At 55.6% G+C, this 15,590-nt stretch carries 15 protein-coding genes; 7 read left to right on the top strand and 8 right to left on the bottom strand.

All coding sequences use genetic code 11. The features are described from left to right. Positions 1-106: 106 nt before the first annotated feature. Genes V5T82_RS02280 through ftsE form a run of 4 tightly spaced genes read right to left on the bottom strand, consistent with a single transcriptional unit; the run spans position 107 to position 3,103 of the window. Positions 107-880 carry a lysophospholipid acyltransferase family protein gene (locus V5T82_RS02280; protein WP_332893957.1) on the bottom strand — a complete coding sequence of 258 codons (774 nt, stop codon included), beginning with the start codon at positions 878-880 and terminating at the stop codon, positions 107-109. A gap of 15 nt (positions 881-895) precedes the next feature. Next, positions 896-1,516: a YdcF family protein gene (locus tag V5T82_RS02275; protein WP_332893956.1), complete on the bottom strand. Its 621-nt coding sequence runs from the start codon at positions 1,514-1,516 to the stop codon at positions 896-898. Between the two features lies 1 nt (position 1,517). After that, complete coding sequence (locus V5T82_RS02270; protein ID WP_332893955.1) at positions 1,518-2,402, bottom strand: cell division protein FtsX; 885 nt, start codon at positions 2,400-2,402, stop codon at positions 1,518-1,520. Next, entirely contained in the window at positions 2,402-3,103 is a 702-nt protein-coding gene (gene ftsE / locus V5T82_RS02265) for a cell division ATP-binding protein FtsE (RefSeq protein ID WP_332893954.1), read from the bottom strand. Before ftsE ends, V5T82_RS02270 begins: the two co-directional genes overlap by 1 nt. A 173-nt stretch (positions 3,104-3,276) precedes the next feature. Here ftsE and V5T82_RS02260 point away from each other — a divergent pair, with 173 nt between their 5' ends. The 4 genes from V5T82_RS02260 (at position 3,277) to V5T82_RS02245 (ending at position 7,815) form a co-directional block, all read left to right on the top strand. Next, the gene (locus V5T82_RS02260) at positions 3,277-4,347 is read left to right on the top strand and encodes a zinc-ribbon domain-containing protein (RefSeq protein WP_332893953.1); all 1,071 of its coding nucleotides are present in this window, start codon (positions 3,277-3,279) and stop codon (positions 4,345-4,347) included. Continuing rightward, complete coding sequence (locus V5T82_RS02255) at positions 4,334-5,149, top strand: hypothetical protein (protein WP_332893952.1); 816 nt, start codon at positions 4,334-4,336, stop codon at positions 5,147-5,149. The genes V5T82_RS02260 and V5T82_RS02255 overlap by 14 nt, the downstream gene beginning before the upstream one ends. Further along, on the top strand, positions 5,139-5,600 hold the full coding sequence (locus V5T82_RS02250) for a YaiI/YqxD family protein (RefSeq protein WP_332893951.1): 462 nt from the start codon (positions 5,139-5,141) through the stop codon (positions 5,598-5,600). Before V5T82_RS02255 ends, V5T82_RS02250 begins: the two co-directional genes overlap by 11 nt. Before the next feature lie 85 nt (positions 5,601-5,685). Continuing rightward, on the top strand, positions 5,686-7,815 hold the full coding sequence (locus tag V5T82_RS02245; RefSeq protein WP_332893950.1) for an SIR2 family protein: 2,130 nt from the start codon (positions 5,686-5,688) through the stop codon (positions 7,813-7,815). On the opposite strand, the gene lysA is transcribed toward V5T82_RS02245, so the two are convergent. From lysA to argH, 3 genes are read right to left on the bottom strand one after another with little or no spacing between them, the layout of a single operon-like run. Beyond that, positions 7,804-9,078 (bottom strand): diaminopimelate decarboxylase, encoded by a 1,275-nt coding sequence (gene lysA, locus V5T82_RS02240; protein WP_332893949.1) that lies wholly within the window; start codon positions 9,076-9,078, stop codon positions 7,804-7,806. The genes V5T82_RS02245 and lysA overlap by 12 nt on opposite strands. An 18-nt stretch (positions 9,079-9,096) precedes the next feature. Beyond that, a complete protein-coding gene (lptM, locus tag V5T82_RS02235; protein WP_332893948.1) occupies positions 9,097-9,225 on the bottom strand; it encodes an LPS translocon maturation chaperone LptM in 129 nt (42 codons plus the stop codon). After that, positions 9,222-10,643 carry an argininosuccinate lyase gene (gene argH, locus V5T82_RS02230; protein WP_332893947.1) on the bottom strand — a complete coding sequence of 474 codons (1,422 nt, stop codon included), beginning with the start codon at positions 10,641-10,643 and terminating at the stop codon, positions 9,222-9,224. Before argH ends, lptM begins: the two co-directional genes overlap by 4 nt. A gap of 121 nt (positions 10,644-10,764) precedes the next feature. Between argH and V5T82_RS02225 the strand changes: the two genes are divergently transcribed. From V5T82_RS02225 to V5T82_RS02215, 3 genes are all read left to right on the top strand, one after another. After that, positions 10,765-11,286 (top strand): TlpA disulfide reductase family protein, encoded by a 522-nt coding sequence (locus V5T82_RS02225; protein WP_332893987.1) that lies wholly within the window; start codon positions 10,765-10,767, stop codon positions 11,284-11,286. Positions 11,287-11,418: 132 nt separating this feature from the next. After that, on the top strand, positions 11,419-14,175 hold the full coding sequence (locus V5T82_RS02220; protein ID WP_332893946.1) for a PAS domain S-box protein: 2,757 nt from the start codon (positions 11,419-11,421) through the stop codon (positions 14,173-14,175). Between the two features lie 18 nt (positions 14,176-14,193). After that, positions 14,194-15,213, top strand: a complete 1,020-nt coding sequence (locus tag V5T82_RS02215) for an endonuclease/exonuclease/phosphatase family protein (RefSeq protein WP_332893945.1) — start codon at positions 14,194-14,196, stop codon at positions 15,211-15,213. On the opposite strand, the gene V5T82_RS02210 is transcribed toward V5T82_RS02215, so the two are convergent. After that, entirely contained in the window at positions 15,210-15,407 is a 198-nt protein-coding gene (locus V5T82_RS02210; RefSeq protein WP_332893944.1) for a hypothetical protein, read from the bottom strand. The genes V5T82_RS02215 and V5T82_RS02210 overlap by 4 nt on opposite strands. Positions 15,408-15,590: the final 183 nt, after the last annotated feature.

Below are 15,590 nucleotides of genomic sequence, written 5' to 3'. Positions count from 1 at the left end.
GGGATGTGGACAAACCGACAAATACCCGAGCAGAAAAATCCACTACTTTATCCACAGGGTAAAAGAGTGGCAGTTTCAATGCGTTGCTATGGAATGTTGAGACGGGTTAAGAACTCTCGCCGTTATCGTCTTTCGGTGCCGGCAAAGCGAGGGGATAAATCGCGCGGGCCTCGTCGATCAAGCGGTTGGAGCCGTCTTCGATATTGGCCTGCAAGGTCTTCATAAACGTCTTGCGATCAAGCCCCTTTTCGATGGGCGGCAAGATTTCGACGGTGATAACACCGGGGCGTTTCAAAAAGCTGCGGCGCTGCCAAAACAGGCCCGAGTTCAGGGCCACGGGAACCAACGGTGCATCCACGCCTTTATAAATGGCCGCCACACCGGGATGATAAGTTCCGGGTTTACCGGGGGCCGAGCGTGTGCCTTCGGGAAAGATCACCACGTTTTGGCCCCGCGCTATGCGGGCCTTGGAACCGTTCACCATGCCCTTCAAGGCCGATGCCCCCGCTTTACGGTCGATGGCGATGGCGCCGGAACGGGTCAAATACCAACCAAAAAGCGGTATGGACAGAAGCTCTTTTTTCAAGATGTACGCCGGGTCTTGAGAGATGTGATAGAAGATCCCCGTCTCCCAAGCGCTTTGATGTTTGCACGCAAAGACGCACGGTTCATCGGGCAGGTTTTCCAGGCCGCGTACCTCCCACCTCAGACCGATGATGTTGCGCAATCCCCAATACACCAACCCAGACCAGCCGGCGAGCGCGCCTTGCACCTTTGAGCGCGACAACAGCAAAGTCGGCAGCATGACGACCGACATCACGCAGCCGCCGATAAAAAACGTCAGGTTGTAAATAATCGAACGGATGGTGGTGAGCAGCATATACGGGGAGATCTCTTACTTATGGAACAACGCCATGATCTTATGGCGAACCCAGGCCAAAAGAAACTTATTGTATTCGCCAACGATCAATCCCGTGGTTCCGGGCCACGCCCACCATTGATCTTGTTTCACGTGGGGGGGGAACACGGGATGTTCGACCAGCTCCATATCCGCCATGGCGTGGTTGAACTCCAAGACCGAACGCGGCATGTGATAGCCCGACGTCACCAAGCGCACGCTTTGAATGTTGTTTTGTTCCACCCAGTCGTGGGTTTCGGTGGCGTTGGCGATGGTGTCTTCGGCGTACCCGATGCTGACACAGCAATTCAGCTCGTCCGGGTTTTGGCGGTAATGCTCCAACAAGGCACGCATATCAACGCCTTTATACACACCGGAGATATAGAGCTTTTCAGCCGCGCCCTCATTGAGCAGCTTTAAACCTTCGTCCAGCCGCCCACTGCCTCCCGTGAGCACAACGATGGCGTCGGTCTTGGTGGTGGTGTCGTCCACTTGGGTGGGGATGGCGTCGGCGTACTTAAACAAACCCGCACCCCAAATGCCCGCCAGCAAAATCAAGGCCCCGCCGATGCGGGATATGGTGTGTTGTGCGCGGCGTCGAAACGGGGGGCGGGTCATCTCAAATCATCCTCTTTAAGGTCCGCATCACGGTGATGCGCGCCGTCAGCCCGGCGACCAGTCCCGCAGCCAACGGCAATACCCCCAGCGCGATCCAGCCCGCCAGCGGCATGGACATATCGGGCAGCATACCCGCCTCCAGCCGATCTGCAACATATCCCAAAAAAATCAATGTCGGCACCGCCAAAACAATACCGATCAAGCCGCCCTTGAGCCCCATGGCCCAGGCCCGCCCAGCGAACTGTTTAGCGATATAACTGTCCTGCGCGCCGGTCAGGTGCAACACTTCAATGGCTTCGCGGTGAACGGTCAGACCCGTGCGCGTGGTAAACACAACGGTGCCCGTCGCCGCCAATAAAATCAGCCCCAAGACAGAGGCCGCGAACGCTTCCAGGGACCGCACCATCTGAATCAAGCGCGCCAGCCAAATGCCATGATCGTCCACCTGTGCGCCCTTGATGGCGCGGGTGAGCGATTGTTCCAACACCCGAATGTCGAGCCCAGCTTCCGCATCCGTTTCCACATCGATCAAGCGCGGCAACGGAACGTCGGTGGCGTTGACTTGGCCAAGCCACGGGCTCAGCAATTTGAGGACCTTGGCTTCGCTGACCACTTCGGCGCTGACCACACCGCGGGTTTGGGAAATCAAGTTCATGGCGCGCTGCAAACGCCGTGCGTTGTCGGCTTGGGATCCATTGGGATCGGCCGGAATTTGCACGGTCAGCGTTGCCGCCATGCCGGTGTCCCAACGCCGGGCCAGCTCATCTAGGGCAATCAGGCCCGACTGCGCCATGGCGGCCAAAAACACCATGAAAGCAATCAGCCACGGCAAAAAGCGGCTGAGCGAATCTTGATCCAACGGCAAATCGGTGCGGCGCGAAAACATCAAGACGCACCCCCAGACTTGGTTCCCGGCGTGATGGTGAGGCTGCCTTTCTCAAGACGCATCACCGGATGGCCCAGCTCACGCACCATGGATTCGTTATGGGTCGCGACCACCACGGTCGTGCCCAGCTTGTTGAGTTCATCAAACAAGTGCATCAAACGATAGCCCATGCGGTCGTCCACATTACCGGTGGGCTCATCCGCCATCAGCAAGCGCGGACGCGCGATCACGGCGCGCGCAATGGAAGCACGCTGCTTTTGACCGCCCGACAAGGTCGGGGGGCGCGCGCTCATATGGTCTTTGAGGCCGACCCAAACCAGCAATTCTTCCACATGACGGCGTATATCGGTTTCTTTAAACCCAGCCACACGCAGCGGCAACGCGACATTGTCAAAGGTGGAAAGGTGGTCCAGCAGGCGATATTCCTGAAACACCACGCCGATGGAACGGCGCAAAGCGGGCAATTCGGCGCGCGTGGCCGTGGCGATTTCGCAGCCAAACAAATTGACCAAGCCCCGAGAGGGGCGGTGCGCCAGGTACATAAGCTTCAACAGGGACGATTTGCCTGCCCCCGAAGGCCCCACCAAAAAGTGGTAAGATCCGGGACTGAGCTCGAAACTCACGTCTTGCAGCACCTCCGGCCCAAGGCCGTAGCGCAAGCCGACGTTTTCAAATCGCGCAATGGGGACGGACGGGTCCATTTCCAAAGGAGGAATTCCTTAATACTTTTTGGCACAATATAAGGTGCGAATCGCCTGTGGGCCATACGATGGCACGAGCAGGCTTAAGAAGTCCATAACCAGGGTGAGGGTTGGCTTGCCTTACCCCCTCTAACCACCTATAAAGGTTAGAGGTTATTACAGATTGTGCTGCGATGATTATTACCTGTCCAAACTGCGGAACGCATTACGACATTAAGCCCGGGGCGATTGCGCCAACGGGGTCCATGATGCGTTGTAACCGCTGTGGCTACACATGGCAGCAATCCGTGGTCCATTCGGTTGAGGTTCGCGAACAACACGTTACGTTCCCCGAACCCCCGCCGCCGCCGCCTCAACCGGTGCAACCCGCACCTGTGATGGCCGATCCGCAGCCCGCACCACCGCCGCCGCCACCACCTATGCCGGAGCCCGAACCCGAGCCCGAACCGGAACCTTTCCCGGAACCGGAGCCCGAACCCGAGCCCATGCCGGAGCCCGAACCGGAACCAGAGCCAGAGCCCGAACCGGACGCTGATCTGTCTCAAGACGATTTGGACAATTTGTTCGATTCCGACGACGACCCCGATCCGGTCGCAAATATGCTCGACAACATCGATGAGGACCAAGCCGAAACCATCGACATTTCCGATCTGGGCATCGAGGACGAAGACCAAGACCCGATTCCCGACAGCCTGAGCGAACCGCTGATGGAACCGGATGACGACGAAATTCCCATGGGCAAGCCGCAATTCAAAATTGCCAAGCCCGAAAAGAAATCGTCCGCAGGCAAAATCATCGGCATCACCTTCGCCGTTCTGTTCATCGCCATTGCCGGCGGTGGCATCGCGATGAAGGACATGATCATCGACATGTACCCGGATGCAAAAGGGCTCTATGCCCTCTTAGAGGATGTCGAACCCGGCGAAGGCTTAGCCATCAACAAATCGAACCCGCAGCGCGAAGTGCGCGACGGTGTTGATATCTTTATCTTCCAAGGCACCATCCAAAACATCACCGAACAGCCGATCATGGTGCCACCACTGCATCTGGAAATCATCAACGGGGCAAACAAAATCATTCGCCGCCAAACGGAAACGCTGGCCAAAGACCAGTTGGGCCCGGGCGAAAGCATCCCTTATAAGATCGAAGTCGAAAACGCCCCGGCCACGGCGCGCACGGCAAACTTACGTTTCTTAAGTGAAGAAGAAGCCGCCGCTGGCGGTGCCGAAGGTGACAACCAATAAGCCCCCGACACCGCCCCTAGGAGGTCCCACCATTGAACTGGGTGAGGCACAGGTCGTCACGGAAGCAGACTTAGACCGTATCTATGGCACCGATCGCACCCACGACGCCCCAACCTCCCTTGTCGATGACGAACGCAACCACATGCGAGAAGACGGTTCTTGGGACGAAGACGATGCGCACCCCGTCCCCACATCGTTGATGAGCGTCGAAGACTTTCACGACACCAACGAGGCCCCCAATGGGTCCGCTGAGACCAAGACCTTAGTGGGGCAGGCGCATCGCCGCCGGAGCGTCCTTCGCCCGCGCGCCCGTAACGACAATCGCGCTGGTCTTATGCTCAAGCTGCTGATCCCATTTTGGTTCGTCGTGTTGGCCTTTGTCGGTCTTGTCTACAACGCTGAAGTCCAATCAACCTGGAAATTCGGCGCCAATTTCGCCAAAAAGATGGAGGCGCTGACCGGGGCCGACAATGATCCTGGGCAGGGCTTGGCTATCCACAAACAACCTCCGCAACGCGAAATCCGCAACGGCATGGATTTTTTCATCTTTTCCGGCCGGATCGATAACATCACCACCCTAGACGTTGCAGTCCCTCCGATGCTCATAGAGCTTGTGGACGGCGGGGGCAAAGTCCTTCTCACCCAAACCACCGGGCTTAAACAAACCATGTTGAAGCCCGGAGGAACGGTCCCGTACCGGATTGAGATCACGAACATCCCCGCCACCGCCCGCACGGCAAACCTGCGCTTCGCCACCAACGAAGAAGCCGCCAAATATTTGAGCCCATCCCATGACCGTTAAACCCACCATCTACGTCGATGCCGACGCCTGTCCGGTCAAGGACGAAGTCGAGCGCGTGGCGACACGTCACCAACTCAAAGTCATCATGGTGTCGGACGGCGGCATTCGCCCGCGTCAAAATCCGCTGATCTCTCTGCACATCGTGCCCAGTGGCCCCGATGCAGCGGACGACTGGATTGCCGACAACATCCAAGCCGCCGACATTTGCGTCACCAACGACATCCCGCTGGCTGCGCGCTGTTTAGAGGTCAGCGCCTTAGCCATCAAACCCAATGGCGAGCGCTTTACACAAAATGCCATCGGCATGGCATTGGCCAACCGCGAACTGATGCAGACCTTGCGCGAAACCGGCGAAATCACCGGTGGCCCCCGGCCCTTTTCCAAGACAGACCGATCTGAGTTCTTAAACGGCTTGGAGGTTGCCGTGCAGGCCGCCAAGCGAGCCCGCTAATATGCTTTTATACGTTCCACTTTTGATTCTCCAAGACCTATGGCCCCTAAAGCGTCGTCTATGAACGCAACACTCGATCCCAGCGATGTCCAAAAATAATTGTTTGCAACATTTCACAGATTTACGAGAACGCGGACAGCTCCGGTTTTTAGTTGGTGCTGGAATCAGCATTGATAGCCCGTCGTGTATCCCACCGGCAGGTCCGATTTTAGATGTCATTTTTGAATGGCTTAGCGCAGGAGATCAAACCCTGCTTGACCGACTTCACGAACGTGCCCGCCCCGGCAACCGACACACTCCGTTCGATTTTTTGAGATTTGAGGCCGTGATCCAAGCGATTGCGCAACCGACACCTTCAATTGTGAAACATTTGAGGGTCTTGGAAACAGCGGGCGTATCGAATTCGACGCATCTTTTTTTAGCCCTGCTTAGCCAGCGCGGGAACCGCATTTTAACCACGAACTTCGACACACGATTTGAAGAGACCGAAGACTTCAACGAAGTCCCATGTCAAACCCACTTGCTTTCACCTCGCGCCCAGGTTCCTCCATCCGACACAAACCTCATAAAACTTCACGGCTCTTTTCCAAGACCAATGCGTGGCGGTAATCACAATCCAAAAGCCACCCTAAACCAGATCGGTTCAATTGGTCTTGCCTTTGAGCATATGCCCAAGTTCGTCGATTGGTTTGTAACCGATTGCGCGCAAAAAACGCTATTTGTCATGGGCTATTCCTCATCAGACAGCTTCGATGTAGTTCCTTTATTGGAGCAGCACTTCAGTGGGGACGAATTGATTTGGTTTGACTTCGATCCCGCGTGCACACGTGTCAGCCGGCGTGAAATTCGTCACAGTGAACCTTGTATTCTGCCTGCGGACCGTACCACGGACTTTGTTGGGCTTTGCTTGTCCAATATCAAAAACAACAATCCCGATTGCCGTGTTTATCGTGTCAAAGCCCCTTCGTTAGAACGCTTTTTGACCTGGGCATTTGGCCCCGCATATGCAAAAGGACACCGCATTCTTCAAGACCTATATGCGGATATAAACCCCGGTGAACTGACCCATATGAACCTGTCAGATTTCACCGAAAGCTTTTCGTTTCTGGAGCTCACAGTTGAAGAGCGCAAAGACATTGCTCACCGTTTGATAAACGAAGACGCTTTTGGGGAAACGATGCTGTTTTTCGATCCTGGTAATCCCAGCAACACTGATGATGAGGAAGAAGCAGACGTACCAAGACATGAAAGCATCTATGAGCAAGTCGTCGGAGAATTTTATGAAAACGGCATTACGTCTGCCCACGAACTGTGTCAAACGTTTCAGGCGCCACCTGCCCAGACCCCCGATGCTTGCCATGACTTGTCCATGGCTCAAGCCTTTATCCAACTGGAAATGGGAGACATTAAACAAGGCTTCGAAACCATCGAACAGTCGTTCATTCACAACAAGTGTGGTGGTGAAAACATCATGGCCCAAAGTCCAGATATATTTTTGATGTATGCCGAAGGTGAGTTCGGCATGTATCACTCGCAAGATGATTTTAAGGGTATGGCCCGCGCACGCGCAAAAATCCGGCGTATCTCTCGCAAGTCCGGCGCCATTTGGGGGCTTGTTCTTTGGCACCTGTTGATGGCGCGAGAGTTTGAGTTGCGCATAAGAAAACAGTTTTCTCCAGCGCTGCTCGACGAGGCCATTCAACACAGCGCTATTTCTGCATACTATTTTTTGCGCACAGGAACCTTTCCGCTGCTTTTGGAATCGTTGCGCATGCACACTTATTTTTTGGACCTTGCTGGGCATAAGGGTACTGCAAGACTAATTTCCAACCGGCTGTTGACCTGGCTGCCTGAGAACGAGATTGAAGAACGGATGGTTTGTCTCAGCAATCTCGTCACCTTATGCGTCGATGATCTCAACGCGAATAAAGCCCGTAAACATTTGGCTGAAATGCAAAAGCTGCAAACTCAAGGAGACCCAAACCTCGCTGTTTTTGTCGCGTTGGCTGAGGCAGAACTTGCGATGCTGGAAAAAGACGTAAAAAAGGTTGATGATTTCATCTCGCTCGGTGAAACGATGCTTGCCCAGTGTGATACTGATCCCTGGAACCATGCCTTCAACATCAAAGCGACACGCCAAAAAGCAGTCCGCATTGCAAAGGTCCTTGAAAAGCAGTCCAACAATGCAACCGCACTTAATGGATCAGTCCGCTAACCAGTCCGGAACTTTATCCAGCGCAATGATGTCTTCGACGTCCAAGCGTTCCCGCACGATGGCGCATTTGTCGCCGTTGACCATGACTTCTGGGATCAAGGCACGGGTGTTGTAGGTGTTGGCCTGGACCGCACCGTAGGCACCCGCCGTGCGCATCACCAACAAATCGCCCGCTTTCATTTTCGGCAATTTGCGATTTTTCGCAAACGTATCCCCGGTTTCGCAAATGGGGCCGACGATATCAACGTTGATCAACGCCGCCCCGTCTTGGGGGTCTTTCACTGGCTCAATTTTATGAAACGCGCTGTAGAGAGTGGGGCGGATCAAATCGTTCATGCCTGCGTCCGCAATCAAGAACGTCTTGGTCGTGCCTTCTTTGACGAAGACCACACGGCTCACCAAAATGCCGGAGTTGCCCGCGATCATGCGCCCGGGTTCCAACACCAACTCAACGCCCAAATCGCCCAGGGTTTCACGCACCACTTGGGCGTAGGCTTCTGGTGTGGGCGCTTGGTCTTCTTCTTCTTCGAAGTACGGAATGCCCAAGCCACCACCGATGTCCAAGACATCCACCACCATGCCCGCTTGGCGCAGCTCTGCCACCATTTCAGCGGCGCGCGTATAGGCTTCGCGAAACGGCTGCAAGTCCAACAATTGAGATCCAATGTGCATGGACAAGCCGCGAATTTTCACGCCGGTCATGTTATGGGCACGCTGATAGACGCCGTTCACGCGGGTCCATTCAATGCCGAATTTATTTTCAAGCTTACCCGTTGAAATCTTTTCGTGGGTTTTGGCGTCCACGTCCGGATTGACGCGCAAGGTCACGTTGGCAACCTTGCCCAGCCCATTGGCCACATCGTTGATGCGCTCCAACTCAGGTTCGGATTCCACGTTGATTTGCTTGATGGAGCTTTCCAACGCCAAACGGATTTCATCGTCAGTTTTGCCCACCCCGGAGAAAACGATTTTATCCGCAGGCACGCCTGCTTTGAGCGCACGGGTCAGCTCACCGCCCGACACCACGTCCGCACCTGCGCCACGCCCGGCCAAGGTTTTGATCACCGCTTGGTTCGAATTCGCTTTGACCGCAAAACACACCAACGCACCCAAACCATCTAGGGCTGCGTTAAAAACGTCGAAGTGGCGTTCCAGCGTCGCTGTGGAATAGACATAAAACGGCGTGCCGACTTGGTCGGCCAGATCGCGCAAGGCCACGTCTTCGGCATACATTTCGCCGTCTTTGTAGGTAAAGTAATCCATCGGGCTGCTTCTTTAAGCCTAATTGTTGGGATAATCGCGGGGGTATTGGGATCCATCCGGGAACTCGGGATCGCCCTTACGCCCACACGCGCTGAGGCTGCCCATCACGATTACGGCGCACAGCGCCATCACAAAAAAACGCGTCATGCCAAAAACCTTTCGCGGGCCAGTTTGACTTGGTCGAGAACCTGAGAAGGCGCCGTGCCGCCAAACGAGGTGCGGCTGGACACGGAATTGTCCACGCCCAGCACCGAATAGATCTCGTCCGTGATGCCGGGATTGATGGATCGGAACTCGTCCAAGCTCAAATCTTCCAATTCGCAATTTTTCTCTTCCGCCAATTTCACCACGGCACCCGTAACATGGTGGGCGTCGCGGAACGGCAGGTTCAACACCCGCACGCACCAATCGGCCAGATCAGTGGCAGTGGTATAGCCCTTGCCCGCGTCTGCTTTCATGTTGTCCGCATTAAACGTCGCGGATTGATACATGCCGGTCATGGCGGTGACGCAGAGCTCTGCGGTGTCTGACGCATCAAACACCGGCTCTTTGTCTTCTTGCATGTCTTTGCCGTACGTCAGCGGCAAGCCCTTCATCACGGTCAACATGCCCATCAACGCGCCGAACACCCGTCCCGCTTTGCCGCGCACCAGTTCGGACGCGTCCGGATTGCGCTTTTGCGGCATGATGGAGCTTCCGGACGAAAAGTCATCGGAAATGCGGATAAACGCAAACTGTTGCGACGCCCAAATCACCATTTCTTCGGCCATGCGCGACAGATGCACACTCAAAATCGACAACAAGCTCAGATATTCCAAGGCGAAGTCACGGTCTGAGACCGCGTCCAGCGAGTTGTGCGTCGGACGGTCAAAGCCCAAAGCCTCCGCCGTCATATGGCGGTCAATGTCAAACGACGTGCCCGCCAGCGCGGCCGAGCCCAGGGGGCTTTCGTTCAAACGCGCCCGACAATCTTGAATGCGCGAACGATCCCGGCCCAACATTTCGGTGTACGCCAACAGATGATGACCCAGCGTCACAGGTTGCGCGGCTTGCAGGTGGGTAAAGCCCGGCATGACAGTAGCGGCGTGTTCTTCGGCCCGATCGATAAGCGCGGCTTGCAGATCTTTCACCGCACCGTCCAAGCCGTCCAGGGCATCGCGGACCCACAGCTTCAGATCCGTCGCCACTTGGTCGTTGCGAGACCGCGCCGTGTGCAGACGCCCAGCTGCATCGCCGATTTTTTCACGCAGCCGATTTTCCACGTTCATGTGGATGTCTTCCAAAGCGCGCGAAAAGTTGAACGTGCCGCCGACAATCTCGGCTTCGACCTCGTCCAAACCTTGAAGGATGGCATTGACATCGTCTTGGGTTAAAATACCCTGAGCCGACAACATTTGGGCGTGTGCGCGTGAGCCGCGAATGTCTTGTGCATACAAGCGTTTGTCAAAGCCGATGGAAGCGTTGATTTCTTCCATCACGGCCGACGGGCCCGCGCTGAAGCGTCCGCCCCAAATGGTGCTGGTGGTATTGGAATTGTTATCGTCGTTATGCGTATCGTTACTCATGGTATCTGGACCCAAAATGGACTTTAAAAACAGCCCATCGCTGAAAACTCAAAAAACTGTACAACCCCGAAAAACAAAAGCTTTCCTAAGCCTTTTGCTCTGGGGACTGGCCGCCATTGTGATGATATCCGGGCGCGTTGCAAGCGTTGAAGCGGCCGAGATGGAAATTCCGCTGGAGCTCGCCAACAAGCTGCGCCCAGCCGTCATGGCTGAAGGTGCGTTTGATACGCCCTTTTTCAACGCGAAAAAAGAAAAAATCACCGTTTCCAGCCTCAAAGGCCGTGGCGTGGTGATCAATTTCTGGGCCACGTGGTGCGCCCCGTGCGTGCGCGAAATGCCCGCGCTGAACACATTATCCCAAGCTTTAGAGGGCAGCGGCGTCGAAGTCATGGCGATTTCCGAAGACCGAAAGCCCTTTAAAAAGGTTCCGCCGTTTCTAGAAGCGAACGATCTCAATAACTTAGACCTCTACTACGACCAAAAAGGCAAGCTCTCGAAAAAGCTCGGTGTTGAAGGCCTGCCGACCACGGTGCTGCTGGGTGCGGACGGTGAAATCAAGGGGCGCGTGTTGGGGGTCTTGGAATGGGACGACCCCGACACCGTGAAATACCTAACTTGGGCGCTTGGCCCTGAAAATCAATGAGTTGACCAATTTTGACGATTCCCGCTTGTTCGGTTGATCCCGGCTTAAAAAGCCTGATAAAACGGTATCTATAAGAACAGCCAAACAACAATCTTGGCGCATAACAACAGGTCAGAGTGGTTCTGGGCAGGCATGAGCTCGAAAAAATCCCCCGTGATAGCAACGAACGCAGATGCGCTGCCCAAAAAGCGCATCAAGATGCCGCCGCGCCCAGACAGTCCAGAGCAGCGCCTGCACGACATCGTGTCCACGGTCGGCGATTGGATCTGGGAAACCAATGAAATTTTAGAAATCACGTTTATTTCCGACCGTTTCTTAGAAACCACCGGGCACGCACCTGAGGTCTTGGTCAACAAGACCTTGCAACAAGTCGTGTTGGGCGACGATATGGCGGGCGGTGACGACAACCCGGTCATCTTCAACTTAGACAACCGCGAGCCGTTCCGCGATATCGCATGCTCCTTGGAAGCCGCCGACGGCCAGATCTTGCACTTTACCCTATCGGGCATTCCGTTTTATTCCGACAACAACATGTTCCGGGGTTATCGCGGCGCAGCGCACAACATCACGCCGCAATTGGAAGCCAAGCGCAAATTCTTCGAAGCCCAAAAACTCGCCCAAAACGCAACCTTGGCCGAAGCCAGCAAGCAGACCAGCCTACGCTTCGCCGCCGAAGCCGCAGGCATGGACGCGGCGTTCGTGATCTATGACGCGGATGGCAACTTGACGGCGGCCAGCGAAGAGTATGCGAAACTTTATCCCGCACTGGACGATTTGATCATTCCCGGCGCAACGCTGAAAGACATCTTGCAAGAAGCCGCTTCGCGCTTAGACATCAAAGAAGCCCAAGGACGCATCGAAGACTGGGTTTCGGAAAAGCTGGAAGAACGCCTGCATCCCAAACCACTGCACCAAGAAATCTATCGCGGTGGGCGGTGGTGGCGGATTCAAGAACAACGTACCCGCGACGGCCAAGTCATCAGCCTGCACACCGACATCACCCACATCAAGGATATGGAAGCCACGCTTCTGGACAGCGAAACCCGCTATCGCAAGCTGGTGGAAATGGCACCCGATTTGACCTGTGTGGTGACCGACGGTCTGATCACGCTAATGAACGGTGCCGGAGCGACCATGTTGGGTGAACAAGATGCCAATTGGTTTATCGGCAAAAAATTCGAAGACTTCCTGCACCCCGATTTTCGTTCCATCGTGCGCGACGACGTTAAAGAACTGTTCGACGAACACTGGACGCCCATGCGCATCATTCGTGTCGACGGCACTGCCATGGACGCGGAGCTGGCCGCCCTGCCGTTTTCGGATCGAGGGTTACAGACCGTTATGTTGGTGGCACGCGACACCTCGGAACGCAAACGCGCCGCCGAAGCCCTGATCAACCGCGATTTCCAACTGCAAGGCATCATGGACACCGTGGTTGACGGCATCATCACCATCGACGAAGCGGGGATGGTGCAGTCCTTCAACCGATCAGCGGAACGCATTTTTGGTTACGATGCCCAAGAAGTTTTGCAACGTAATGTTTCGAAACTCATGCCCAAGCAGTTCGCCGACAACCACGACAGCTACATCCAGCGCTACAAAGAAACAGGACAAGCCGGTATTATCGGTACGGGCCGTGAAACCATCGCCACATGTAAAGACGGGTCTGAGTTCCCCATCGATTTGGCCATCTCTGAGCTCAAACGCGACGGGCGTTCCTTGTTCATTGGCGTGGTGCGCGACATCACGGATCGCAAAGCCGCCGAAGATCAACTGCAAGAAAGCCAAGAACGCTACGCCCTGGCTATCCGCGGGGCTGGCGAGGGCATCTTTGACTGGGATGTGACGTCGGACCAGCTCTATATCTCGTCCCAAATTTGTGAACTGACGGGCTACAACAATCCGTTCATCAAGGCGGATTTGTGGCTGGGCATGATCAATCCCGACGACCGTCCCACCTACCACGAAAAATTAATCGCCCACCTCAAAGGCTTCACCGACAACTTTTCACACGAATGCCGCCTGCGTCACAAAGACGGCTCGGAACGTTGGATTAGGATTTCGGGCAAGGCCATCAGCGACAAAGCCGGCTATGTTTATCGAATGGCGGGTTCCGTCGGCGACATTACCGAACGCATCCAGGCGCGCCATCAACTGATCGACGCCAAGGAACGCGCCGAAATCGCCAACCGCGTCAAAACCGAGTTTTTGGCCAACATGTCCCACGAACTGCGCACGCCGCTCAATGCCATCATCGGGTTTTCGGACGTGATGCTGGCGGGATTGTTCGGCCCGCTGGAAGCGCGCTATGGCGAATACATCGAAAACATCCGCGATTCGGGCTCGCACCTGTTGGATGTTATCAACGACATCTTGGATGTGTCGCGGATCGAAGCGGGGCAGATGGAACTGCACCCCGAACGCGCCCAAGTGGACGATCTGATCCATTCCGCCACCCGCTTGGTACAAGACCGTGCGCGTTCCGCCGATTTGGAACTGAAGGTTAAAATCGCTGACGGCTTGCCCGATTTGATGGTGGACCCGCAACGCATCAAACAAGTGTTGTTGAACCTGTTGTCCAATGCCGTGAAATTTACGCCGGAAAACGGACAAGTCACCGTCACCGCCCGCCAGACTGTCAATGACGAGTTGGTCATCGCCGTTGCCGATACCGGCATCGGCATGCATACCGACGACATCGTCACCGCACTGACCCCGTTTGGCCAAGTCGACAGCAAACTGACGCGCAAGTACGAAGGCACCGGCCTGGGCCTGCCGCTCACCAAAAGCTTTGTCGAGCTGCACGACGCCCACATGGACATTGTGTCCGAGCCCAACCTGGGCACCACCGTTTCCATACACTTCCCCGCGTCGCGTCTGGTATTATAGGGGGAGGAGAGATCCCCCATGGCGAAAGCTGAACCCATACGCATTGCAACCTTTAATATGGAAAGCCTGGACGGTCCGCCGCGCGCGCGTGGCAACCTCGACGCCCGCGTGCGTGCGCTCCGCCCGCAACTCCAACGCCTGCGCGCCGATGTATTGTGCTTGCAAGAGGTCAACGGCCAGCTCAACACCGACAAGACCAAGCGCAGTTTGAGCGCTTTGGACGACGTGCTCAAAGGCACGGCCTACGAAAATTTTCACCGCGCCGCCACCCAAAGCCCGTCCGGCAAAGGTGTGCGCGACCGCCATAACTTGGTGATTTTGTCCCGCTTCCCCATTTTGGCCACCCAAGAGATCTGGAACCATTTGGTGGAACCGCCGTTGTATCGTGCCGCCACATCCGACCCGCCCCAAGACGCACCCGCACCCGTTCAGTGGGACCGTCCGTTTTTGTATGCGGACCTGGATTTGGGCGGTGGGCACAAAATGGTGGTGGTGAACGTGCACCTGCGCGCACCCCGCGCCGCTTACGTGCCCGGGCAAAAGCGCGGCCCGCACAACTGGAAAAGCATGCCCGGCTGGGCGGAAGGCTTTTTCCTCGCCACCGTCAAAGCCGCCGGGCAAGCCTTGGAAGTGCGGACCTTTTTGGACCGCCTGTTCGATATGGACGAAGACGCCCTGGTCGCCGTAATGGGGGATTTTAATTCCGGCGACGCCGAATCGCCCGTGCGCATCATTCGCGGCGACGAAGAAGACACCGGCGACGGCGCTTTTGCGCCGCGCATGCTTGTGGCGGCGGAACGCAGTCTGCCCGAAAGCCAGCGTTTTTCCGTTATTCACCGGGGCCGACCGCACATGGCCGATCACATCTTGGTTTCACAGCAACTGTTGGGGTGGCTCGTCAGCGTGGAATGCCATAACGAAGCCTTGCACGATGAAGTCGGCAGCCCTGCCGCGATCTCCGGTGCGCCGGAATCGTACCACGCCCCGGTTGTCGCCGAATTGCAGCGACCCGGCCAAGCGCGAAAACGGTTAACTTAGAGCGTCGCTTGTGCGTTGGGAGATGCCGAAGCGTTCTTGGATTTGCGGGCTCCCAAGGTGGTGATCAGCCAGGATTTCAATCCGGCGAAAAACGCAAAAACATTTGTGTGGACGTATTCGTTGCGGGCGTGTTCGGCATCACGGATGGCTTGTTCGATGAGGTCTTTTTCATCAGCATCGCTTTTGATGTACATTTTCATCACTCTCTTTTTATTGGCCAATGTTGTCATCGGTCCATTTGGGGGGAGGTGTGATCAAAGTATATTCAGTGTGCAGCGCAGCAAAACTGCTGAATTTCCACAGCTGCTATGCGTTAAATACATGCCTTCGTTATACAGTCCTTAACTTGTGTTCCTGCGGTTCCAACCCTAAGTTCT

It is taken from the genome of Magnetovibrio sp. PR-2 (genome assembly GCF_036689815.1).
In the GTDB taxonomy this organism is placed as follows: domain Bacteria; phylum Pseudomonadota; class Alphaproteobacteria; order Rhodospirillales; family Magnetovibrionaceae; genus Magnetovibrio.
Note: the sequence above shows the minus strand (reverse complement) of the source record. Positions and strands in the feature narration are given on the sequence as shown.